The sequence below is a fragment of the Streptomyces sp. NPDC031554 genome (assembly GCF_055580685.1).
In genome coordinates this window covers 709,560-731,399 of the sequence record NZ_JBVIKX010000002.1, presented here as the reverse complement: position 1 = coordinate 731,399, position 21,840 = coordinate 709,560, and the positions used below count along the sequence as shown (strand labels likewise).

Sequence of the window (21,840 nt, the reverse complement as noted above, 5' to 3'; positions counted from 1 at the left end):
TGGCGCGCCGGGCAAAGGGGTCTAGCTTCCTTGGCGCTGTCGCTGTGACCAGGGAGGTGCCCATGCACTTACGAGGGTTGAGCACGACGAGGGCGGTCGGTGCGCGCGGGGCCGGACGCCGCAGGAGACGGGCCAGGGCGGCCGCCGTGGCCGCCGGGGCCGTCACCGCCGGGCTGCTGTCGGGTCCCGCCGTGCAGGCGCGCCCGGCGCCGGAGCCATCGCTGACAACGATGTCGGTGAAGTCGCCGCCGGGCGGTCCGGGGGTGAACGTCCTCGTCTTCCACGGCTCCGCGGCCGCCGGCGAGGAGTCGCCGGTCGTCGACGCCGGCATCGAGGCGATCGAGGACATCGGCCTCACCGGCGCGGCGGACCAGCGCTTCGAGGTCGAGGCCACCGACGACGCCTCGGTCTTCACCGACGGGGCGCGGCTGGGCGGCTACAACGCCGTCGTGTTCCTGACCGGGGGCGGTGACGTGCTCGATCCCGAGCAGGAGGCGGGCCTGGAGGCCTACATGGAGGCGGGCGGCGGTTTCGTCGGCCTCCACGACGCGGCACGCGCGGAACCCTACTCGGACTGGTTCACCGGCCTGATCGGCGCCCGCCCGGCGGCGAACGGCCCGGCGGACGTGCAGCGGGCCACCGTCGAGGTGGGCGACCGCGGGCACCCGGCCGGAAAGGACCTCCCCGTCGAGTGGAAGCGCCCCGACCGGTGGCCCAACTGGACGCGCAACCCCTCCGGCACCGTGCACACCGTCGCCCGGGTGCGCGAGTCGACGTACCGGCCGGGCGCGGGCGCCAACGGTGCCGACCACCCGATCAGCTGGTGCCGGGACTACGACGGCGGCCGGTCCTTCTACACGGGCATGGGCGGTACGGCGTCGGCCTACGACGAGACGGACTTCCGCGCGCACCTGCGGGGCGCCCTGCTGTGGACGACCCGGCTGGTCCGGGCCGACTGCAAGGCGACGATCGCGGCGAACTACCGGGCCGAGCGGCTGACCCGGCCCAACCAGCCGGGCCGCAACGACCAGATCGGTGAGCCGCACGGCCTGGTCACGGCACCCGACGGGCGGGTGCTGTACATCGGCCGCGGCGGCGCCGACTCCTCCCGGCCCGTGGTCACCGACTGGAACGATCCGGACGTCGGCAAGGGACAGGGCGAGATCCACGTCTACGACCCGGCGACGAAGGAGGTGACCCTGGCGGGCGCGTTGACCGTGTTCGGCAACAAGGGCGGCGGCGACGAGCTGGTCAAGGTCGAGGAGGGGCTGCTCGGCATCGAGCTGGACCCGCGGTTCGGGCAGAACGGCTGGGTGTACCTGCACTACACGCCCCACTCGGGCCTCGACCGCGAGAAGCGGACGGCCGAGCGGCGCGTCTCCCGCTTCACGCTCGACCCCGCCACGAACAGGCTGGACCCCGGCAGCGAGAAGGTGCTGCTGAAGTGGCCGGTGCAGGTGCACAGTTGCTGCCACGCCGGCGGTGGCATGGCCTGGGACTCCCGGGACAACCTCTACATCGCGACCGGCGACAACAACTCCAGCGGTTTCAGCGACGGTTACTCCGGCAACAACCCGCAGCCGAACTACAAGGGCCTCTCCTTCGCCGACGCGCGCCGCACCGCCGGGAACACCAACAACCTCAACGGCAAGATCCTGCGCATCCACCCGGAGCCGGACGGCACGTACACGCTGCCGCGGGGCAACCTCTTCACCGGGCGGGAGACCGCCGAGGGCGGTGGCAGGACGCGCGGCGAGATCTACGTGATGGGGGTCCGCAACCCCGCCCGCATCTCCGTCGACCGGCGGACCGACGTCCTGTACGCGGGCTGGGTGGGACCGGACGCGAGCGTCCCGTCGACGACGTGGGGTCCCGCCAAGTACGACACGTTCGCCGTCATCACCGAGGCGTCCAACCGCGGTTGGCCGTACTGCATGGGCAACGGGCAGCCCTACCGCGACCGCAATCTGCCCGACCCGACGAAGCCGCTGGGCTGGTACGACTGCGACCACCCGAGGAACGAGTCGCCGAACAACGACGGCCTGGTGAACCTGCCGCCGGTCACCGGCAACAACATCTGGTACTCGCCCCAGGGTGGCGCCCCGGACTATCCGCGGGACGCGAGCGGCGTCCCGTCGTACCGGCAGGAGGAGGCCCGCTACCTGCTGCCCTGGCTCAAGGGCGGCGGTCAGGCCGCGATGAACGGGCCCGTCTACCGCTACGACGCGGCGAACGCGAACCCGGCCCGGTGGCCCGCCTACTGGGACGGCAAGTGGTTCGTCGGCGACTTCTACGACGGCGACCAGCCGCGCGACGCGGTGCTGATGAACCCGGCGACCCAGGGCGCCGGGGGCCTGCCGGTGCACTCCGAGTCGTTGAAGAAGATCGTGCCGGTCGGCAACGACGGCATCAGGAACCTCATGGACTGGAAGTTCGGTCCGGACGGCGCGCTCTACGTCCTCGACTACGGGCGCGGTTTCTTCACCTCCGACGCCAGGTCGGCACTGTGGCGGGTCACTTACACCGGCGGCGGGCCGACCCCGGCCGCGGGGCAACTCGTGAGGGGGACGCGGTGACGGGGCGACGGAGGGTGTGGGCGGTGCTGCTGGCCGCCGTGCTGACGGTGCTCGGTCCGCAGGCCGCGCCGAGTGCCGCGCGGCCCGGGCAGGACGCGCCCGCCGCCCCGCCCGCCGCGGCCGCGCAGGTGCTGACCTGGACGGCCGGTGACGACATCACCGCGTACACGGCGGCGCCGACGACGGCGGTGGCGGGACCGGCGACGGTCGTCTTCGAGAACAGCGCGGCGACCGGCAACACCACGGGGATGCCGCACACGCTGACGTTCGTGACGAGCGACCCCGAGTTCAACGACGACGTCCAGCTGAACATCCTGGCCAACCCGGACGACGACACGGGCGGCCGGCACACCGCCGAGGTCACGCTCTCCCCGGGCCGTTACCTCTACCACTGCACGATCCCCGGGCACGGCCGGATGCAGGGCATCCTCGTGGTGACGGAAGGCAGTGGCGAGGACACCACCGCGCCGGAGACCTCGGCGACGGTGGACGGCGTGCGCAACGCCGACGGCGCGTACGTCGGGTCGGCGAGCGTGACGGTCTCGGCGGCCGACGAGGCCGGCGGGTCGGGGGTCGACAGGGTCCAGTACGCCGTCGACGCGACGGGCGACTGGCTGCCGTACACCGCGCCCGTGGTCGTCGACCGGGTCGGCGGCCACACGGTCCGCCACCGCGCCTTCGACAAGGCGGGCAACGTCTCCGCCGAGAAGAGCGTGGCGTTCACCGTGGTGGCGCCGCCCTCCGACGACACCACCGCGCCGGAGACCTCGGCGACGGTGAGCGGGGAACGGAACCCCGACGGCACCTATGTCGACATGGCGACCGTGACGGTCACGGCGTCCGACACGGGGTCGGGCGTCGACCGCGTCCAGTACGCGGTCGGTACGGCGGGCGACTGGAGCACGTACACCGCCCCCGTCATGGTCCACCGGGTCGGCACCCACGCCGTCCGCTACCGCGCCGTCGACAAGGCGGGCAACGCGTCGGCAGAGAAGAGCGTCACGTTCACGGTGGTCGCCGCGCCCCCGCGGGACACCACTCCCCCGGTGACGGGCGTGACCGTCGAGGGCACGCGCAACTCCGCGGGCGCCTACGTCGGCAGGGCCCGGGTCACCGTCAGCGCGAGCGACGCGGGCGGCTCCGGGGTCGCGGCCGTCGAGTACGCGCTCGACGGCGGTCCCTACCTGGCCTACGGCGCGCCGGTGGTCGTCGACCGGCCCGGCGCCCACACGGTGACGTACCGGGCGAGCGACAGGGCGGGCAACACCGCCGCCGCGCGCGACGTGAGCTTCGCGGTGGTGGCCGGCGGCGGGGTGCCGGCGCCCCCCTGCCCCGAGTGGGACGAGCGGTCGACGGTGATCGTCGGCACGGTCGACACCGGGGTCCCCAACCGGGTGACCGACGACCGGTGCCGGATCAACGAGCTGATCGAGGACGAGCGGGAGTGGACCTCCCACGCCCTGTTCCTCAAGCACGTGCGGGCCGTCCTGGACGCTCTGCTGCGGGCCGGGGTCGTCGACGAGCGGGAGCACGGCGCCGTCCTCGACGCGGCCCGCGCGTCCGGGATCGGCAGGCCGGGGCAGACCGAGGGGTACCGCACGATCATGGACGGCAGCGCGGAGTCCGTCGCCCGGTGGGAGCACGTGGGCGGCGGCTCCTTCGCCCCGAACGGCGACGGCTCGATCACCTCGGGCACGACGAGGGACGGTCTGGGGATGCTGTGGTTCCCGCAGCGCAAGTACGGCGACTTCTCGCTGCGGCTGCAGTGGCGGGACGACGCGCCGGGCACCGGGAACGCCAACTCCGGTGTGCTCGTGCGCTTCCCGTGGGTCCACGGCCAGGCCGAGGAGCCGCGTCCGGAGTGGGCGGCCGTCAAGTTCGGGCACGAGGTGCAGGTGCTGGACCGGCCCGACGGCGACCCGTACAAGACCGGCTCGGTCTACGGCTTCGACCGGGTGGGCCTGGCCGGGGCCGGCGTGACCCAGAAGGGCACCTGGAACGACTACGAGATCCGGGTGGTCGGCCAGCACTACTCGGTGTTCCGCAACGGTGTGCTGATCAACGAGTTCGACAACACCGGCGGGCAGGAGTTCTCCCCGCCGCGCGCGGACGATCCGGGCACGGACGGGCGGCGGTTCGCCTCCGGCTATCTGGGCCTGCAGGTGCACGGCACGACGGACGTGGTGTCGTACCGGGACATCCGGGTCAAGGACCTGTAGACGTCCCGCGGATGCCGGGGGTGCCGCCGCGCGCGGCGGTGCCCCCGGCACCCGTCCCGGGTCGCCCGTCCCGGGACGTCATGCCGCCCGTCTCACGGCGTCATGAGGATCTTCACGGCCCCGTCCCGCTTCTGCTGGAACATCTCGTACGCCTTGGGGGCCTCCGCCAGCGGGATGCGGTGGGTGGCGAAGTCGTCGACGCCGAGCGGGTCCTCCTCGGTGAGGTAGGGGAGGATGTCGTCGACCCAGCGGCGCACGTTGGCCTGGCCCATCCGGATCTGGATCTGCTTGTCGAACATGGTGAGCATCGGCAGCGGGTCGGCCATGCCCCCGTAGACGCCGGTCAGCGAGAGCGTGCCGCCGCGGCGCACCAGCTCGATGGCCATGTGGAGGGCGGCGAGCCGGTCGACGCTGAAGCGTTCGGCGAGGGGGCCGCTCACCTTGTTCGGCAGCAGGGCGGAGGCGTTCTGGATCAGGCGGGCGACCGTGCTGCCGTGCGCCTCGGTCCCGACGGCGTCGATCACGGCGTCCGGGCCGCGTCCGTCGGTCTCGTCGCGGATCGCGGCGACCAGTTCCTTCTCGCTGTCGAAGCTCCGCAGGTCGTACGTCTCCACGCCCCGCGCGCGGGCCCGGCGCAGCCGGTCGCCGACGAGGTCCACGCCGAACACCCGCCCGGCGCCGCGCACCTGGGCGACGCGGCAGGCCATGTCCCCGATGGGCCCGAGGCCCAGCACGGCGACGCTGCCGCCTTCGGGGATACCGGCGTACTCGACCGCCTGCCAGGCGGTGGGCAGGACGTCGGACAGGTAGACGAAGCGGTCGTCGGGCGGGCCCTCGGGCACCTTGATCGGGCCGAACTGGGCCTGCGGGACGCGCAGGTACTCGGCCTGGCCGCCGGGCACCGCGCCGTACAGGCGGGTGTAGCCGAACAGGGCCGCTCCCATGCCCTCGGCGGTGACCTGGGTGGTCTCGCACTGGGTGGGCAGGGAGTTCAGGCACATCCAGCAGTCGCCGCAGGCGATCTGGAAGGGCACGACGACCCGGTCGCCGACGCTGAGGTCGACGACACCGGCGCCGACCTCCTCGACGATGCCCATGGGTTCGTGGCCGAGGATGTCGCCGGGGGTCATGAACGGGGTGAGCACCTCGTAGAGGTGCAGGTCGGAGCCGCACAGTCCGGTGGACGTGACGCGGATGACGGCGTCCGTGGGTTCCTGGATCACCGGGTCGGCCACGGTCTCCACCCGGACGTCCCGCTTTCCCTGCCAGGTCACTGCCTTCATCGTGCCGTGCTCCCTCCAGCGAGTTCGGGGACCCGCCGTGCCGGGCGGATCCCGGAGTGCGGGCCGGGTACCCGGCACCCCGGATCCGAACCGCGCCGGACGAACCGGCCGGACCACGGGACGCGTGCGACCGGGGCCGGGAGGGGCGGGAGGACGGCGCCCGCGATCGGGTCGGGGTCGGGAGGGGCGGAGGGGTGACGACGGCGTCTCGTCGTGACGACGGCGTCTAGGGTCTTTCGTTTAGATCAGGCCGGATCAGGGAGCGGGGTCCGGTGCCGTGCCTCGCGAGGCGGAGGAGGGAGTCGGGGCGGAGCCCTGGCGACCGACGACGACGCGGCGAGGTGCGGTGCCGGGGCCTGCGAGCCCGGCCTGGTCCAAACGAGAGGCCCTAGTCCCCCGCGCCCCGTCCCGCCAGGGGCTCCGCCGGGTTGCGCAGCCCCTCCGCCGCGTCGGCGACCCGGCGGATCAGGTCGAAGAACACCGTCTGCTCCTCGCCGGACAGCGGGGCGAGGAAGACCTGGCTCATCCGGGCCGCGCGCACGGCCAGCCGGGGGTGGACGCGCAGGCCCTCGTCGGTCAGGCGGAGCAGGAAGCGGCGGCCGTCCTGCGGGTCGCGGACCTTGTCGAGGAGTCCGCGCCGGATCAGCCGGCCGATCACCTCGGCGACGGTGGAGCGGTCCAGGCCCACCCGCTCCCCCACCGTGCGCTGGTCGAGGCCCGGCTCGGCGACGAGCGCGTTGAGGACGGCGAACTGCGGGGAGGTGGTCTCCTCGGACACCATCGCGTTCCACAGCAGGTAGTGCGCCTGCTGGAGTCGCCGGGCGAGGTGCCCGGGGTGGGTGTTGAGGTCCGCCGCGGCCATGCGCGCTCCCGAAGTCGAATCGTACGTGCACTGAACGATACCCGGAGAACAGGCCACTGTCCGCCCGCACGAAAAAGCCTTTGACCTCACCTTTCTCTGAAGTCTTGACGGCCCGGCCCACCGATGGCAGCGTGAGGACCGCCTCGCCCAAATAGTCAGTGCCCTGATTAATTGAAGGCTGAGGCATGAAGAGAGAGAGGGGGCTGCACGCATGGACAAGGTGGTCGCCACGGCCCTGGAGGCGGTGGCCGACGTGCCGGACGGCGCGTCGCTGGCGGTGGGCGGTTTCGGGCTGAGCGGCGTACCGGGCGTGCTCATCGAGGCCCTGTACGAGCGGGGCGTCACCGGGATCTCGGTCGTCTCCAACAACTGCGGGGCGATGGAGTCGGGCCTCGCCGTGCTGCTGGCCGCGGGGCGGATCGCCCGGGTGACCGCGTCGTACATCGGGGGGAACAAGGAGTTCGCGCGCCAGTACCTGGCCGGGGAGATCGAGGTCGAGATGATCCCGCAGGGCACGCTCGCCGAGCGCCTGCGGGCCGGCGGTGCCGGCATCCCCGCCTTCTACACCCCGGCCGGGGTGGGCACCCAGATCGCCGAGGGCGGGCTACCGTGGCGCTACGACGGCGAGGGCGGCGTCGCGCTCGCCTCGCCGCCGAAGGAGGTGCGGGAGTTCGACGGCACCGAGTACGTGCTGGAACACGGCATCCGCACCGACTACGCACTGGTCAGGGCGGCGAAGGGGGACCGGCACGGCAACCTCGTCTTCCACAGGTCCGCCCGCAACTTCAACCCGCTCGCGGCGATGGCGGGGCGGATCACGATCGCCGAGGTCGAGGAACTGGTCGAACCGGGCGGGCTGGACCCGGACGCCGTGCACGTGCCGGGCATCTTCGTGCAGCGGGTGGTGGCCCTGACGCCCGAGCAGGCCGCCGACAAGAAGATCGAGCAGCGGACCGTCTCGGCGCCCGCGACGAGGGAACGGGTGAACGGCTGATGGCCTGGACACGCGAGCAGATGGCGGCCCGCGCCGCGCGCGAGCTGGAGGACGGGCAGTACGTCAATCTCGGCATCGGCCTGCCGACCCTGATCCCCAACCACCTCCCCGCCGGCGTCGAGGTGGTGCTGGAGAGCGAGAACGGCATCCTGGGCACCGGTCCCTACCCCACCGAGGACCAGGTCGACCCGGACCTGATCAACGCCGGCAAGGAGACCGTCACGGTCCTGCCCGGCGCCTCCTTCTTCGACTCGGCTCTCTCCTTCGGCATGATCCGCGGCGGCCACATCGACGTCGCCGTGCTCGGCGCGATGCAGGTGTCCGAGCGGGGCGACCTCGCCAACTGGGCGGTCCCCGGCAAGCTGATCACCGGTATCGGCGGGGCGATGGACCTGGTCCACGGCGCCCGTACCGTCATCGTCGTCATGACGCACACCGCGAAGGACGGCGGCCCGAAGATCCTCGCCGAGTGCACGCTGCCCCTGACCGGCAGGGGCTGCGTCGACCGCATCGTGACCGACCTGGGCGTCCTCGACGTCACCGCGGACGGCCTGGTGCTCGTCGAGACCGCGCCCGGGGTGGACGCGGAGGAGATCGTCGCGAAGACGGCCGCCAAGGTCCGCGTCCCCGAGGAGATCCAGCGGTGAAGAGCGTCTACGTCGTCGACGCCGTCCGCACGCCGGTCGGTCGCTACGACGGCGCCCTGGCCTCGGTGCGCCCCGACGACCTCGCCGCCCACGCGATCCGTGAACTCCTGGCCCGTACGCCCGCGTTGGACCCGGCCCGGATCGAGGACGTGTACTTCGGCAACGCCAACGGCGCCGGCGAGGAGAACCGCAACGTGGGCCGGATGGCCGCCCTGCTGGCGGGGCTGCCGGCCTCCGTGCCGGGCGTGACCGTCAACCGGCTGTGCGCCTCCGGCCTGGAGGCGGTGATCCAGGCGGCCCGCGCGATCGCCGTCGGGGACGCCTCGATCGCCGTGGCCGGCGGTGTGGAGTCGATGACCCGCGCGCCCTACGTGCTGCCCAAGAGCGACCGGGCGTTCCCGGCGGGTCACGCGGAGCTGTACTCGACCACGCTGGGCTGGCGGATGGTCAACCCGCGGATGGACCCGCAGTGGACGATCCCGCTCGGCGAGAGCGCGGAGCTGATCGCCGACAAGCACGGGATCAGCCGTGCGCGGCAGGACGAGTTCGCGCTGCACAGCCACCGCAAGGCCGCGCGGGCCCAGGAGCAGGGCCTGTTCGACGACGAGCTGGTCCCCGTCACGGTCCCCCGCCGCAAGGGCGACCCGCTGGTGTTCGCGGCCGACGAGTCGGTGCGGCCGGACGCCTCCCCGGAGGCGATGGCGAAGCTGAGACCGTCGTTCCGCACCGAGGGCGGCACGGTCACCGCCGGGAACGCGTCGCCGCTCAGCGACGGCGCGGCGGCCCTGCTCCTCGTCGACGAGGAGGGCCTGCGGGCCGTCGGCCGCGAACCCCTCGCCCGGGTGAGCGCCACCGGGGTGTCGGCCCTGGACCCGCGCTACTTCGGGCTCGCCCCCGTCGAGGCGGTCGAGCGGGCCCTCGCCAAGGCGGGCCGGGGCTTCGACGACCTGTCCGTGCTGGAGTTGAACGAGGCCTTCGCCGCCCAGGTGCTGGGCTGCGTGGCCGAGTGGCCCGCGTTCGACCCGGCGATCCTCAACCCGCAGGGCGGTGCCATCGCCCTCGGCCATCCGCTCGGCGCCTCCGGCGCCCGCCTCGCCGGCACCGTCGCCCACCAGCTCGCCCGCCGCGGCTCCGGTGTCGGTGTCGCCACCCTCTGCATCGGCGTGGGCCAAGGCCTCGCCCTCGTCCTCGAACGCCAGTGACCCGGGAATCCCCATGACTCTCACGCAAGCCGACATCGACCAGGAGATCGCGGCCGAGCACGCCGCGTACGAGAAGCGGCTCGCGGGCGGCGCCCCCGTCGAGCACCATCCGCGCCGCGGCTACGCGCCCTACCGTTCCTCCCTCCTGCGCCACCCGCTGCGGCCGCCGGTCACCATCGACGTCGGCAGGGACCCGGAGCTGGTGGAGCTGGCCTCGCCGGCCTTCGGCGAGCGGGACGTCACCGAGATCGACAACGACCTGACCCGGCACCACCGCGGCGAGCCGGTCGGCGAGCGCATCACCGTCTCCGGCCGGCTCCTCGACCGCTCCGGGCGGCCGGTCCGCGGCCAGCTGGTGGAGATCTGGCAGGCCAACTCGGCCGGCCGGTACGCCCATCAGCGCGAGCAGCACGACGCCCCGCTGGACCCGAACTTCACCGGGGTGGGCCGCACGCTCACCGACGACGACGGCCACTACCGCTTCACCACGATCCAGCCGGGTCCGTACCCGTGGCGCAACCACGTCAACGCCTGGCGGCCCGCGCACATCCACTTCTCGCTGTTCGGTTCGGCGTTCACCCAGCGGCTGGTGACGCAGATGTACTTCCCGAACGACCCGCTGTTCCCCTACGACCCGATCCTTCAGTCGGTGACGGACGACGCGGCGCGACAGCGGCTGGTCGCCACCTACGACCACGGCCTGTCCGTGCCCGAGTTCTCGCTCGGCTACCACTGGGACATCGTGCTGGACGGCCCGAACGCCACCTGGATCGAAGAAGGACGCTGACCCGCCATGACGAAGATCGACACCAGCGGCACGGAGAGCGTGCCGCCCACCCCGTCGCACACGGTCGGCCCCTTCTACGGGTACGCGCTGCCCTTCCCCGGCGGCGGCGACATCGCGCCCGTCGGCCACCCCGACACGATCACCGTCCAGGGGTACGTGTACGACGGCGAGGGGCGGCCGCTGCCGGACGCCTTCGTCGAGCTGTGGGGCCCGGACCCGGACGGCCGGATGCCCGCCGTCGACGGCTCGATCCGGCGGGACCCCTCGACCGGCGGCTACCTGGGGCGCAACGGTGTGGAGTTCACCGGCTGGGGCCGCGTCCAGACGGATGCCAACGGGCACTGGTACGCGCGCACGCTGCGGCCCGGCGCGCGCGGGCTGAGCGCCCCGTACCTCAGCGCGTGCGTGTTCGCGCGCGGGCTGCTCGTCCATCTGTTCACCCGGATCTACCTGCCCGAGGACACGGCCGCGCACGCCGGCGACCCGTTGCTGACCGGGCTCGACCCGGCGCGCCGCGACACGCTGATCGCGGCCGGCGACGGCACCGGCGTCTACCGTTTCGACATCCGCCTTCAGGGCGAGGGCGAGACGGTCTTCCTGGAGTTCCGGTGACAGCTGATCAGTCGGACGCGGGTCTGCTCGCCCCCGGGTGGACCGGTTCCCCGGCGGCCCGCGCGACGAGCGACGCGGCCCACCTGCGGGCGCTGCTCGACGCGGAGGCCGCGCTGACCCGTGCGCAGGCCGCGCTGGGCCTGGCCCCGGCCGCGGCCGGCCGGGCCGTCACCGAGGCCGCCGCGGGCGCCTTCGACGCGGGGTCCCTCGCCGCGCGCGCAAGGAGCGGCGGCAACCCGGTCATCCCCCTGGTCGCGGACCTGACGGAGGCGGTCGGCACGGAGTACGGGCCGTACGTCCACCGGGGCGCCACCAGCCAGGACATCATGGACACGGCGGCCATGCTGGTCGCGGCGCGGACGCTGGAGGAGGTCCTCGCCGACCTGGACCGTACGCAGCGGGCGCTGGCGCGGCTGGCGGCCGAGCACCGGGACACGCCCGTGCCGGGCCGCACGCTCACCCAGCACGCCGTGCCGACGACGTTCGGGCTGAAGGCCGCCGGATGGCGGTCGCTGGTGCTGGACGCGCGTGACCGGATCACGGCCGTACGGGACGCCCTGCCCGTCCAGCTCGGCGGCGCGGCCGGGACGCTGGCGGCCTTCACGGCGTACGGCGCCGCGGACGCGACCGCGCTGCCCGCCGCGTACGCGCGGGAACTGGGCCTGCGCGCACCGCTGTTGCCGTGGCACACGCTGCGCACCCCGGTCGCCGACCTGGCCGGGTGCCTGGCCTTCGCGGCGGGGGCCCTGGGGAAGACGGCGGCCGACGTGCTCACCCTCTCGCGCACCGAGGTCGCGGAGGTCGCGGAGGGCACCGGCGGCGGTTCCTCGGCCATGCCGCACAAGGCGAACCCCGTGCGGTCCACGCTGATCGCCGCCGCCGCCCTGCGGGCCCCCCAGCTCGCGGCCACGCTGTACGGCGCCCTGGTGGCGGGCGACGAGCGGCCGGCCGGGTCCTGGCACGCGGAGTGGGAGCCGCTGCGGGACCTGCTGCGGCTGGTCGGCGGGGCCGCCCGGGACGCGGCGGAGCTGACCGAGGGGCTGCGGGTGCGCGCGGACGTCATGCGCGGGCACCTCGGGCTCACCCACGGGCTGATCGTCTCCGAGCGGCTCTCCGCCGAGCTGTCGGCGGTGCTCGGCCGGGCCCGCGCCAAGGAGCTGCTGACCCGGCTCGCACCGCGCACCTTCACCGAAGGCCGCTCCCTGGGCGAACTCCTCGCCGAGGAACCGGCGTTGAAGGACGTCGACCTCGACGACCTCACCGACCCCGCCCGCTACACCGGTTCCGCCGGTGTCCTCACCGACCGTGCGCTGGAGCGACGTTGACCGAGAAGCTGCTCAACCACCGTGCGGAGGGTCCGGCGTCCGCTCCCCCGCTGATCCTCGGGCCCTCCCTCGGCACCTCGTACGCGCTGTGGGACGAGGTCGCGCCCGAACTGTCCGCCGCGCACCGGGTGATCCGCTGGGACCTGCCGGGGCACGGCGGTTCGGCCGCCGGTCTGATCGGTCCCGGCGCCACCGTCGGCGACCTGGCCGGCCTCGTGCTGGCCCTCGCCGACTCCCTCGGCCTGGAGCGGTTCGCCTACGCCGGCGTGTCGCTGGGCGGGGCGGTCGGGCTGCATCTGGCGCTGCACCACCCCGAGCGGGTGTCGTCCCTCGCGGTGATCTGCTCGTCGGCCCACTTCGACGGCGCCCGGCCCTGGCGGGAACGGGCCGCGCTGGTGCGGCGCGAAGGGCTGGACCCGGTCGCGGACGGCGCGGACTCCCGCTGGTTCGCCGGTGGTTTCACGGTCCCCGCCCTGATCGCCGACCATCGCCGCGCCGACCCGGCGGCCTACGCCGCCTGCTGCGACGCGCTGGCCGCGTTCGACCTGCGCGAACGGCTCGCGGAGATCACCGTGCCCACGCTGCTGGTCGCCGGGCGCGAGGACGCCGCGACGCCGCCGGCGCATCTGCGGGAGATCGCGGACGCGGTGCCGGGCGCCGCGCTCGTGGAGATCCCGGGCGCCTCCCACCTGGCCCCCGCGCAGTGTCCGCGGGCCGTGCTGACCGCGCTGCGCGCCCACTTCGGCGAGGGCCCGGGGCAGGGCGTGCGGGTGCGGCGGGAGGTGCTCGGGGACGCGCACGTGGACCGGGCGCAGGCCCGCCAGACGCCGTTCACCGCCCGGTTCCAGGACTTCATCTCCCGCTACGCCTGGGGCGAGATCTGGACCGACCCGACGCTCGGCCGCCGTGAGCGCAGCATGATCACCCTGACCGCGCTGGTCGCCCACGGCCACTACGAGGAGCTGGCCATGCACGTCCGGGCGGCCCGGCGCAACGGGCTCACCCCGGAGGAGATCGGCGCGGTCCTCCTCCAGACGGCCGTCTACTGCGGGGTCCCCGCGGCGAACTCCGCCTTCGCCACGGCCCAGCGCGTGCTGGCGGAGGAGGACGACGAGGGGTGACCCCGCGGGCCCCCGCGCCCCGGCCGGACCGGTCCGGCACGGTGGGCCGGGCTCACCGCCCGGGAGCGGTCCGGGGCCGCCCCCGGCAGGCGCTCACCTGCGGGTCTGGCCCGGTATCCGGCCGGGCGGCGGGGCGCCGAGGGCGTCCAGGGCGGTCCGGGCCCGGGCGGCGAGGCCGTCCGCGTCGCAGGAACGGGCGAGGGCCAGGCCCCGCTGGAGTTCGGAGGCCGAGCGGGAGACGATGCCGTACTCGACCCGGGCGGCGGCGTGTTCGTACTGGCAGGGCGAGGCCTCCAGGTAGGCGACCGCCTGGGCGGCGAGGCGGACCGCGCGCTGGCCGGTCTCCAGGGCGGCGGCACAGCGCAGGGCCTCGCCTATGGCGGTGTCGGTGCCGAAGCGTTCGGCCTGGCGGCGGGCGGCGGAGGCCAGTCCTGCCGCGCGGGCGGGGTCCTCGGTGGCGAGGGCCCGGGCCAGGTCCGCGGCCCAGGGCACCATCACCGGGTTGAGGTGGCCGCGGGCGGCGGCCGCCTTCTCGGCCTCCTCCAGCTCGTTCACGCCGTCCTGGGTGCGGCCGACGGCCAGCAGCAGCCGGCCGCGCACCGACCGTGGGTCGGGCAGCACGATCGTGGACGGGTAGGGCGGGGCGAAGCCGTACTGCTCGGCGACGTCCCAGGCCTCCTGGACGTGTCCGCGGGCGAGGAGCGTGTCGACGAGGTTGCAGGTGGCCGACCAGTACAGGGGCAGGCCGCGCCCGACGCGTTCGGCGATGCGCAGCGACTCCCGCAGGGACTCCTCCGCCTCCCGCAGCCGGCCCCGGCGGCGCAGGCCGAGTCCGAGGTAGGCGTGGGCCAGGGCGAGGTGGCCGCCGCTCCAGCCGGCCGTGACGTAGGCGCGCAGGGCCTCGTTGAAGAGGGCTTCGGCGCGGTCGAGCCGGTCGGTGTAGGCGTACGAACTGGCCAGCATCATCAGCAGTTCGAGGCCCCACTCGGGGTCGGTCCAGCCGAGGCCGGGCGCGAGGCGGCCGTTGACCAGGGCGCGGTCGCACAGTTCGACGACCACTTCCGCGTTCTCGCCGTGGGTCATGGCGTCGAAGCCGCGCAGGATGAGCAGGGCGCGCTCGGCGTTGTCGCGGCCGGCGCAGGTGGCGGCGAGCTCGGCGAGTTTCGCGGAGCGGCCGGGTGAGGTCGTCTCGCCGGCGTGGATGCCCTCCCACATGAACTGCACCGCCCGCAGCCGCATCCGGGCCGGTCCGGTGGGCTGCCGGGCGGCCTCCGCCTCGACGGTGCGGACGGCCTCCTCCAACTGGTCGTTGTGCGTGAGGGCCTGGGAGAGGCGGTAGACGGCGTCGACCCGTCCGGCGTTGTCGAGGCCGGGCATCGCGAGCGCGGTCCGCAGGTGCTCGATGGTCCTGGCGGGCGAGGTGAGGAGGGTGGCGCAGCCCAGTTCGTAGAGGACGCAGGGGCGCACGTCGGGTGCGGGCGGTTCCTCCAGGGCGCGTTCCAGACAGCGGCGGGCCGCGTCCGGGGCACCGACGGCGAGGTGTTCGCGGGCGGCCTCGCGCAGTTGCTCCACGAGTTCCTCGTCGTCGTCCGCGTGGACCTGGAGCAGGTGCCGGGAGGCCGCCGCGAGGCCCTTGCCGGCGTCGATGACGACCTGGGCGGCGATGCCGTGCATCGCCTTGCGCAGGCCCTCGGGGATGGAGTCGTAGACGGCGGTGGCGATCAGGGGGTGGACGAACTCCAGGTCGCCGTCGTCGACCGGCACGGCCGTCGCGTCGGGTGCGGTCAGGATGCGGGCGGTGCGCAGCAGTTCGGCGCAGCGGACCGCCACCCCGTGGCGCATGCCGGCGAGCCGGGCCGCCTGGTCGACGGTGATCCCGGCGCCGAGGATGGCGGCCGCCATGGCGAACCGGGTGGCGTCGACGCCCAGTTGTTCCAGGCGGTCGACGAGGCCGCCGCCGCGCGCGGAGCGGTTCAGCGGGCGCAGTTCGGTGGCGGAGGACTCGCCGGGCACCAGAGCCCGGTCCCGCACCTTGGCGAGGAGTTCGACGGTGTCGTAGGGGTTGCCGCCGGTGACGGCCCAGACCTCGCGGCAGAACGGGTCGTCGGCGTGCGCGCCGAGGGTGGCGCGGGTGAGACCGGCGACCGCCTCCGGGGTCAGGGCGCTCAGGCTGGTGACGGAGGGTCCGGCGGCCGCGGCGACCGCGTCGAGGTACTGGGCGGCGTCGCCCTTGACCTCGCCGGTCCGGCAGGCCACGACGACCAGGACGGACAGGTCGTCGAGGCGTGCCACGAAGGCGGCGAGCCAGCGCAGGGTCTCCTGGTCGGCCCAGTGCGCGTCGTCCACCAGCAGGACGAGCGGCCACTCCCGCCGGGCCAGCCGGGTCACGGCGGCGACGAGGCCGTCGCACACGCCCTGCGGGTCGGCGTGGCCCTCGCCGGGTTCGGCGATGCCGAGGGCCGGGCCCGCGATGTCGTACCAGTCGCCGAGGTACTCGCGGGCCTCCTCCGGATGCAGGGACAGCAGGGCGGGCTGGAGCAGCTGCCGCACCACGTTGAAGGGGACGGACCTGAGGGTCTCGCCGCCGCGGGCCGACCAGACCGTGCAGCCGCGGGCCTCGGCGATGCGCCGGGTCTCGGCCAGCAGCGCCGTCTTGCCGAACCCCGCGTCGCCGCGCAGCAGGTGCACCCGGCCCGGCGAGGAGCGGTCGGCGCGGAGCCGGTCCACCACCCGTCCGACGGCGGCCACCGCCTCGTCGCGCTCCCACAGGGAGGCCGAGGGGGCCGCCGCCGGCCGTACCTCCGTCATCGCGCTGCCTCCCCAAGTCGCCCGAACGACGTACCGGACCTCGAGCGTAGCCGTCCGGCGGGCCGCGCGGAGGGTGGTCCGTCCCAGCCGTTGCCCCGGCGGGCGACGGGCGGCGCCCCGCCGGAGCCCCACGGGCCTGCGGGGGAGCCCCCGGACGTCAACGGGGCGGTGCGCACGGCGAATTGACGTCGATTTTACGCCACCGGGGCACGCAGTGCCGCGGTGGCGCCGGAAGAACGGTCGGAAGAAGAGACGGTCCCTCTCATACGACTTTCACCGATGCCTCATACGGTGGGGGCATGACGCAGGTGACTCCCCCCGGGTGGTACCCCGACCCCGGGCAGACGAATGACGCCCCGCCCACCGAGCGCTGGTGGGACGGCGGGGCATGGACGGACCGGACCCGTCCCGCGGGCTCGGCCGCCGCGTGGGGTGCGCCGGCGCAGGCCCCGACGGTCGGCGCCTTCCCGGCGTACCCGGCGTACCCGGCACATCCGTCGGCGCCGTCCACCGGTTCGCGGCGCGGGCTGCGCACCGCGGCGGCCGTCGTGGCGGCCGTGGCGGTCCTGGCCAGTATCGGGGTCGGCGTGTACGCGCTGACCAAGGACGACGGCGGCTCCGCCGGGCCGGGTACGGCGCAGGGCCCCGGCGGCCGCGGCGGTCCCGACGGGTCCGGCGGGCAGGACCCCTTCGGCGACTCGGGCGGCTCCGGCGGCTCGGGCGGCTCGGGGGGTGCCTCGCCGGCCCCCGAGGGGTCGGCGGCGCCGAAGATCGACAGCGGCGCGGTGACCGACGCGCTCAACGGCATCAGCATCCCCATCCCCGACGGCTGGAGCGGGCAGGAGATGAACGTGGGCGCGCAGATAACGTCCGACTCCTCCTACGCGTGCCCCGGCGACACCTCGAAGACCTGCACCAAGGGCGGCGCGTACTCGGCCCCGGCCCAGGTGGCCGGCTCCACCGCGGAGGCCGTGGCCAAGGCGGACATCGAGGTCAACGCCGAGGAGTCGTACGGCGGCACCACGTACGGCGAGATCACCTCGCACCAGGTCCTCGCCTCGCGGGCGGTGACCGTGGCCGGCCAGAAGGGCTACCTGGTGCGCTGGAAGGCGGTCACGAGCAAGGGGGCCGACGGCTATGTCCAGTCCCTGGCCTTCCCCGCGCCGGCGGACACGAAGCGGATCGTGGTCCTGCGCTTCGGCGTCGACGCCGACCAGGAGGTGTCCGTCATCGACCAGATCACCAAGGGCATCAAGGTGTCGACGGGCAGCGGCAGCGGACAGGGGGTCTGAACGCGGGACCGCCGGTCCGGCGCGCGCCGGGCGGGCACGGGTCCGGCCGTGACGGCGCGGGTCCGGCCGTGACGGCGCGGGTCCGGCCGTGACGGCGCGGGTCCGGCCGTGACGGCGCGGGTCCGGCCGTGACGGCGCGGGCCGGACCGGGCCGACGGGCCCGGTCCGGCCCGCTTTCGGCCGAGCGGCCCCGCCGGCCGCCCGGCCGCCCCGGACACACGGGCGGCCGGATGGGGCGCCCCTCCGCTCAAGGGGCACCCCACCCGGCCGGGGGTGCGCGCCGCCCCCGTCCCCACGGTGCGGCGCGAGCAGGTCACCGTCCGGTCATCCCGCGGACGGCGGCCTGGGTCTTTCCGCTCCGAGGCCGAGCGCCGGCAGCACGGCGGCCTCCACGAAGCGCAGCAGGTACTCCTCGTCGGCGTACTCCCCGTCCACCACGGGACGGGCGCGGACGACGCCGAACATCTGGGCCGGGATGTACTCCAGCGCCGGGTGGCCGGCCGCCACCTCGCCGCGTTCGACACCCCGCCGCAGGATCTCCCGCAGGGCGGCGATCTCGGGTTCGACGATGGCCTCGCGCAGCGCGCCCGCCAGCTCCGCGTCCTGGGTGACGGCGTGCCCGAGCGCCTGGAGGAGCTTGGTGTCGGTGATGGACCACCGGGCGGCTCCCCGCGCGGCCTCGCGCAGGTCGCCGGCGAGCGATCCGGTGTCGATCCCGGCGAGCCGCGACCGCCGGCGGGAGCGCAGGGCCGCCACCACGAACTGCGGTTTGGTCTTCCACTGCCGGTAGAGCGTGGACTTGCTGCACCGGGTGCTGGTGGCGACACCCTCCATGGTGACGGCCTCGTACCCGCACTCGCGGATCTGTTCCAGGACGGCGTCGAAGAACTCCTGCTCACGCTCGGGCGTGAGCTTGGAGCGGCGCGAGGCGGCGACCGATTCCGGCCCGTCCGCGGCCTGCGACGTCATCGGCCCTTCTCCTCACTGCCGTCCCACGGCCCCGTACGGGCCGCTTCCCGTGTGCCCCGTGTCGATCGATACGCCAGTGTACCGGTACTCACGCGTACCGATACCCACGCGTACCGGTACTCGCGCGTATCGGTACACTGGCGTATCGGTACGACGTCGTATCGATGCTGTCTGCGGGTCACGGACCCGCACACCGACGCACCCGCACAAGCCCGCGCGAGTCGCACGCACCGTCGCGCGCACCGGCACGGGCACGGCACGCGCACAGCGCACACGCACCACTCACACGCACCACGTCAGCGAAGGGGCCGGGGGATGAATGCCCGCACCGAGCCTGCAGAAACGGAGCCGGCCACACCGGCACGGCCGCCGATGATCCGGGAGCTCCTGCTCGTCGCCGGACTCTTCCTCGCCTACAAGGCCGGCCGGCGGCCGGCCGCGGGCCGCACCGCCGAGGCCTTCGGCAACGCGCACCGCGTGTGGGACGCGGAACGGTGGCTGCGGCTGCCGGACGAGGGCACGGTGCAGTCCCTGCTGCTGCACGGCGACGGCCTGGTCCGGGGCGCGAACACCTACTACGCGGCCGTCCACTTCCCCGCCACCGCGGCCTTCCTGGTCTGGCTCTTCCTGCGGCGCCCCGCGCACTACCTCTGGGCCCGCCGGGTGCTGGCCGGTGTCACGGCCGCCGCGCTGGTGGTCCATCTCACGTTCCCCCTGGCGCCGCCCCGGATGCTGACGGCGACGGGACTGGTCGACACCGCGCGGGTGTACGGGCCGTCGGTGTACGGGCCCCCGCGGACGGACACCCTGTCGAACCAGTTCGCGGCGATGCCCTCGCTGCACTTCGGGTGGGCCCTGATGGTCGCCGTCGGGCTGATCGTCGCCACCCGGTCGCGGCTGCGGTGGCTGTGGCTGCTGCACCCGCTGGTCACCCTGCTGGTGATCGTGGGCACGGCCAACCACTACTGGCTGGACGCGCTCGTCGCCTCGGCGCTGCTCGGGACGGCCCTCGCGGTGGTCCGTGCGCCGCGGCGCACGGCGACGGGAGCCGGGGCGGGGCGCGGCGCGCCCACCGGCCGGCCGGTGGGACCGGCCGTGGAGAAGGTGCTCGTGGGGGCGGGCCGATGAGCGCCGCCCTCGTCGCCGTCGTCCTGTCGCTGTTCTCGGCGATCGCCTACGCCGCCGCGGCGGTCGCCCAGGAACGGCTGGCCGCCCGCTCCCCCGGCACCGGATTCGTACGGCTGCTGGGCAGCGGCGCCTGGTGGGCCTCGGTGGGGCTCAACGCCGGGGCCGCCCTGCTGCACGTCGTGGCCCTCGCGTACGGTCCGCTGACCGTGGTGCAGCCGCTCGGGGCGCTCACCCTGGTCGCGGCGGTGCCGCTGGGCGCGCGCCTCGCCGGACGGCGGGTCGGCGCGGCCGAGTGGCGGGGCACCTCCCTGACCCTGCTCGGCCTGGCCGCGATCCTGGTCACGGCGTCCGGCCCGGCGCCCGACGACGTGCTGAGCGGGCCCGAGGCGGTCGCGGTGGCGGGGGTGACGGCCACGCTGATCGGACTGCTGGCCCGGCCCGGCGCCCGGCCCGGCCTGCGGCACGCGAGCGCGTCCGGCTTCGCCTCCGGGGTGGCCTCCGCGCTCACCCAGACCGTGACGGTGGCCGCGACCGACCGGTCCGGTCCGGTGCTCGGCGTGCAGGTGGTCGGGGTGGCGCTGCTGGTGGCCGCCTTCGCCACCGGTGGCCTGCTGCTGTCGCAGACCGCCTACCGGGGCGGACTGGGCGCCCCGCTGGCGGTGGTGACCCTGGCGAACCCGGTGGCCGCCGCGGTGATCGGCATCGCGCTGCTGGGCGAACGGCTCCAGGGCGGGGCGGCGGGCGCGTTCCTCGCGGTCGCCGGAGCGGGACTCTCCGCGTGGGGCGTGGTGCTGCTGTCCCGTGCGGCGCCGGAACCGGCGACGGGGCCGGCCGCGGCGCCCTCGACGGGCCGCGGCGGTTCCCCGGGGCACGTCCGCGGGTACGCGCCGGGGCGTACGTCCCGGCGCGGTCCGCGACACGGCGGCGGGCGTGCCGCGGTCCGCGGCGACGGACACCGCGGACCCGGGGACCGGCGCGACGGACCCGAGGGGCACCCGGTGGCCGCGGTGCTCGCGCTGGAACCGGGGACGGCCTCGGCCGAACCCGCGCTGCTGCCCCGGCCGGCCACGGGACCGGAGCGCCTCACCTCGCGGTGACCGGCGTCAGCCGAGGCCGCGCGAGTCCTGCTTCAGGGCCGTGTCCACCGTCAGGGCGGTGGCGACGACCAGGCTCAGCAGGGGTTCGGGCAGCTGGTAGTGGATCTGCAGGACGTAGTTGTCCGCGGTGGTGAAGAGGGTCTTCGCCAGACCTTCCCAGGTCTTGGTGATCCGGGCGACCTCGTTGCCCGCGTGGTCGACGATCGCGAAGTTCCAGGCCCGCCAGTTCTCCGCCTTGATCGCGCCGACCTGGCCGCCGCCGGCGTTGATGGCGAAGTTGATCTTCCCGAAGACGTTCTGCTGGACGATCTCGCCGACCGGCTGACCGTCGGGACGCGTCACGATCACCCGGGACTTGAGGAACTTGCGCGGGCGGGTCAGCAGCAGGACCGGCTGCCCGTGGGCGTCGCGGATCTCCAGGCGGTGGGTCATGAACTGGTCGATGCTGGCGACGAACCGCAGGACCTTGCGCAGCGCGCTCTGGCCGACCTGCACGACCGAACCGATCTGGTTGCCCTGCTGGTCCATGACCTTGTACTCGTTGGTCAGCTCGATCAGCTTGGCCTTCTGGTTGACCACCAGCACCGGCTCGCTGAACAGCGTGCCGCCACCGGGACCGCCCGCCGCGACCCCCGCCTGCTGCTGCACCTGGCGCTGCACCCGGGGGTCGGGGCCGGCGGCCGGCTGCGCGGGCACCTGCGGCGGGGCCGACTGCTGGGCCGGCACGGGGTGCTGGCCCTGCGCCTGCTGCTCGGCGTGGGTGTGCTCGGTCCACCGGGAGCCGTCCCAGTAGCGCAGGGTCCGGTCGGCCCCGTGCGGGTCCGGGTACCAACCTGAAGGTGTGTTCGAATGCGTGGTCACCGGGGCACACTACCCCGAGCCCGCCCGGACCCGACCAGCCCCCACGATGCGGTGTTC

The 21,840-nt window shown here is 74.4% G+C and carries 17 protein-coding genes; 12 read left to right on the top strand and 5 right to left on the bottom strand.

Translation table 11 applies throughout. The annotated features are described in order from the left end of the window. Window positions 1-62: 62 nt before the first annotated feature. Both ACZ5FU_RS08595 and ACZ5FU_RS08590 read left to right on the top strand, forming a co-directional pair. Window positions 63-2,576, top strand: coding sequence for a ThuA domain-containing protein (locus tag ACZ5FU_RS08595; RefSeq protein WP_451530579.1), 2,514 nt, complete (start codon window positions 63-65; stop codon window positions 2,574-2,576). A 14-nt stretch (window positions 2,577-2,590) separates the two neighbouring features. Next, window positions 2,591-4,795 carry an OmpL47-type beta-barrel domain-containing protein gene (locus ACZ5FU_RS08590; protein ID WP_469045107.1) on the top strand — a complete coding sequence of 735 codons (2,205 nt, stop codon included), beginning with the start codon at window positions 2,591-2,593 and terminating at the stop codon, window positions 4,793-4,795. A gap of 92 nt (window positions 4,796-4,887) precedes the next feature. On the opposite strand, the gene ACZ5FU_RS08585 is transcribed toward ACZ5FU_RS08590, so the two are convergent. Together ACZ5FU_RS08585 and ACZ5FU_RS08580 are read right to left on the bottom strand one after the other, a co-directional pair. Continuing rightward, entirely contained in the window at window positions 4,888-6,078 is a 1,191-nt protein-coding gene (locus tag ACZ5FU_RS08585; RefSeq protein ID WP_451530578.1) for a zinc-dependent alcohol dehydrogenase, read from the bottom strand. Window positions 6,079-6,466: 388 nt separating this feature from the next. Continuing rightward, a complete protein-coding gene (locus ACZ5FU_RS08580; RefSeq protein ID WP_451530577.1) occupies window positions 6,467-6,940 on the bottom strand; it encodes a MarR family winged helix-turn-helix transcriptional regulator in 474 nt (157 codons plus the stop codon). Between the two features lie 211 nt (window positions 6,941-7,151). Between ACZ5FU_RS08580 and ACZ5FU_RS08575 the strand changes: the two genes are divergently transcribed. The 7 genes from ACZ5FU_RS08575 to pcaDC are packed head-to-tail and all read left to right on the top strand — an operon-like array spanning window position 7,152 to window position 13,628. Beyond that, window positions 7,152-7,934 carry a CoA transferase subunit A gene (locus ACZ5FU_RS08575; RefSeq protein WP_469045098.1) on the top strand — a complete coding sequence of 261 codons (783 nt, stop codon included), beginning with the start codon at window positions 7,152-7,154 and terminating at the stop codon, window positions 7,932-7,934. Next, window positions 7,934-8,581, top strand: coding sequence for a CoA transferase subunit B (locus ACZ5FU_RS08570; protein WP_469045097.1), 648 nt, complete (start codon window positions 7,934-7,936; stop codon window positions 8,579-8,581). The genes ACZ5FU_RS08575 and ACZ5FU_RS08570 overlap by 1 nt, the downstream gene beginning before the upstream one ends. Continuing rightward, window positions 8,578-9,783 carry a thiolase family protein gene (locus ACZ5FU_RS08565; protein WP_469045096.1) on the top strand — a complete coding sequence of 402 codons (1,206 nt, stop codon included), beginning with the start codon at window positions 8,578-8,580 and terminating at the stop codon, window positions 9,781-9,783. Before ACZ5FU_RS08570 ends, ACZ5FU_RS08565 begins: the two co-directional genes overlap by 4 nt. A gap of 13 nt (window positions 9,784-9,796) precedes the next feature. Further along, window positions 9,797-10,570, top strand: coding sequence for a protocatechuate 3,4-dioxygenase subunit beta (gene pcaH, locus ACZ5FU_RS08560; RefSeq protein WP_451530573.1), 774 nt, complete (start codon window positions 9,797-9,799; stop codon window positions 10,568-10,570). A 6-nt stretch (window positions 10,571-10,576) separates the two neighbouring features. Next, entirely contained in the window at window positions 10,577-11,182 is a 606-nt protein-coding gene (pcaG, locus tag ACZ5FU_RS08555) for a protocatechuate 3,4-dioxygenase subunit alpha (RefSeq protein ID WP_469045095.1), read from the top strand. Beyond that, entirely contained in the window at window positions 11,179-12,507 is a 1,329-nt protein-coding gene (gene pcaB, locus ACZ5FU_RS08550; protein ID WP_469045094.1) for a 3-carboxy-cis,cis-muconate cycloisomerase, read from the top strand. The genes pcaG and pcaB overlap by 4 nt, the downstream gene beginning before the upstream one ends. Continuing rightward, window positions 12,504-13,628 (top strand): bifunctional 3-oxoadipate enol-lactonase/4-carboxymuconolactone decarboxylase PcaDC, encoded by a 1,125-nt coding sequence (gene pcaDC / locus ACZ5FU_RS08545; protein ID WP_469045093.1) that lies wholly within the window; start codon window positions 12,504-12,506, stop codon window positions 13,626-13,628. The genes pcaB and pcaDC overlap by 4 nt, the downstream gene beginning before the upstream one ends. A gap of 93 nt (window positions 13,629-13,721) precedes the next feature. Here pcaDC and ACZ5FU_RS08540 read toward each other — a convergent pair whose 3' ends face one another. Further along, window positions 13,722-16,436: an ATP-binding protein gene (locus ACZ5FU_RS08540; protein WP_451781508.1), complete on the bottom strand. Its 2,715-nt coding sequence runs from the start codon at window positions 16,434-16,436 to the stop codon at window positions 13,722-13,724. A gap of 299 nt (window positions 16,437-16,735) precedes the next feature. On the opposite strand from ACZ5FU_RS08540, the gene ACZ5FU_RS08535 reads away from it, so the two are divergent. After that, window positions 16,736-17,728, top strand: coding sequence for a DUF2510 domain-containing protein (locus ACZ5FU_RS08535; protein ID WP_469045092.1), 993 nt, complete (start codon window positions 16,736-16,738; stop codon window positions 17,726-17,728). A 324-nt stretch (window positions 17,729-18,052) separates the two neighbouring features. Here ACZ5FU_RS08535 and ACZ5FU_RS08530 read toward each other — a convergent pair whose 3' ends face one another. After that, window positions 18,053-18,697: a TetR/AcrR family transcriptional regulator gene (locus tag ACZ5FU_RS08530; protein ID WP_451530567.1), complete on the bottom strand. Its 645-nt coding sequence runs from the start codon at window positions 18,695-18,697 to the stop codon at window positions 18,053-18,055. A 315-nt stretch (window positions 18,698-19,012) separates the two neighbouring features. On the opposite strand from ACZ5FU_RS08530, the gene ACZ5FU_RS08525 reads away from it, so the two are divergent. Next, window positions 19,013-19,825, top strand: a complete 813-nt coding sequence (locus ACZ5FU_RS08525; RefSeq protein WP_468834291.1) for a phosphatase PAP2 family protein — start codon at window positions 19,013-19,015, stop codon at window positions 19,823-19,825. Then, window positions 19,822-20,922 (top strand): DMT family protein, encoded by a 1,101-nt coding sequence (locus tag ACZ5FU_RS08520; protein WP_469045091.1) that lies wholly within the window; start codon window positions 19,822-19,824, stop codon window positions 20,920-20,922. The genes ACZ5FU_RS08525 and ACZ5FU_RS08520 overlap by 4 nt, the downstream gene beginning before the upstream one ends. Window positions 20,923-20,928: 6 nt before the next feature. Here the strand turns inward: ACZ5FU_RS08520 and ACZ5FU_RS08515 are convergent, their stop codons facing one another. After that, window positions 20,929-21,783 (bottom strand): LURP-one-related family protein, encoded by an 855-nt coding sequence (locus ACZ5FU_RS08515; protein WP_468834296.1) that lies wholly within the window; start codon window positions 21,781-21,783, stop codon window positions 20,929-20,931. Window positions 21,784-21,840: the final 57 nt, after the last annotated feature.

Bases quoted from the DNA above. Each gene is read 5' to 3' on its own strand.
- ACZ5FU_RS08595 (WP_451530579.1), top strand. From the start codon at position 63: ATGCACTTACGAGGGTTGAGCACGACGAGGGCGGTCGGTGCGCGCGGG.
- ACZ5FU_RS08585 (WP_451530578.1), bottom strand. From the start codon at position 6,078: ATGAAGGCAGTGACCTGGCAGGGAAAGCGGGACGTCCGGGTGGAGACC.
- ACZ5FU_RS08580 (WP_451530577.1), bottom strand. From the start codon at position 6,940: ATGGCCGCGGCGGACCTCAACACCCACCCCGGGCACCTCGCCCGGCGA.
- ACZ5FU_RS08575 (WP_469045098.1), top strand. From the start codon at position 7,152: ATGGACAAGGTGGTCGCCACGGCCCTGGAGGCGGTGGCCGACGTGCCG.
- ACZ5FU_RS08570 (WP_469045097.1), top strand. From the start codon at position 7,934: ATGGCCTGGACACGCGAGCAGATGGCGGCCCGCGCCGCGCGCGAGCTG.
- pcaH (WP_451530573.1), top strand. From the start codon at position 9,797: ATGACTCTCACGCAAGCCGACATCGACCAGGAGATCGCGGCCGAGCAC.
- pcaG (WP_469045095.1), top strand. From the start codon at position 10,577: ATGACGAAGATCGACACCAGCGGCACGGAGAGCGTGCCGCCCACCCCG.
- ACZ5FU_RS08540 (WP_451781508.1), bottom strand. From the start codon at position 16,436: ATGACGGAGGTACGGCCGGCGGCGGCCCCCTCGGCCTCCCTGTGGGAG.
- ACZ5FU_RS08535 (WP_469045092.1), top strand. From the start codon at position 16,736: ATGACGCAGGTGACTCCCCCCGGGTGGTACCCCGACCCCGGGCAGACG.
- ACZ5FU_RS08530 (WP_451530567.1), bottom strand. From the start codon at position 18,697: ATGACGTCGCAGGCCGCGGACGGGCCGGAATCGGTCGCCGCCTCGCGC.
- ACZ5FU_RS08525 (WP_468834291.1), top strand. From the start codon at position 19,013: ATGAATGCCCGCACCGAGCCTGCAGAAACGGAGCCGGCCACACCGGCA.
- ACZ5FU_RS08520 (WP_469045091.1), top strand. From the start codon at position 19,822: ATGAGCGCCGCCCTCGTCGCCGTCGTCCTGTCGCTGTTCTCGGCGATC.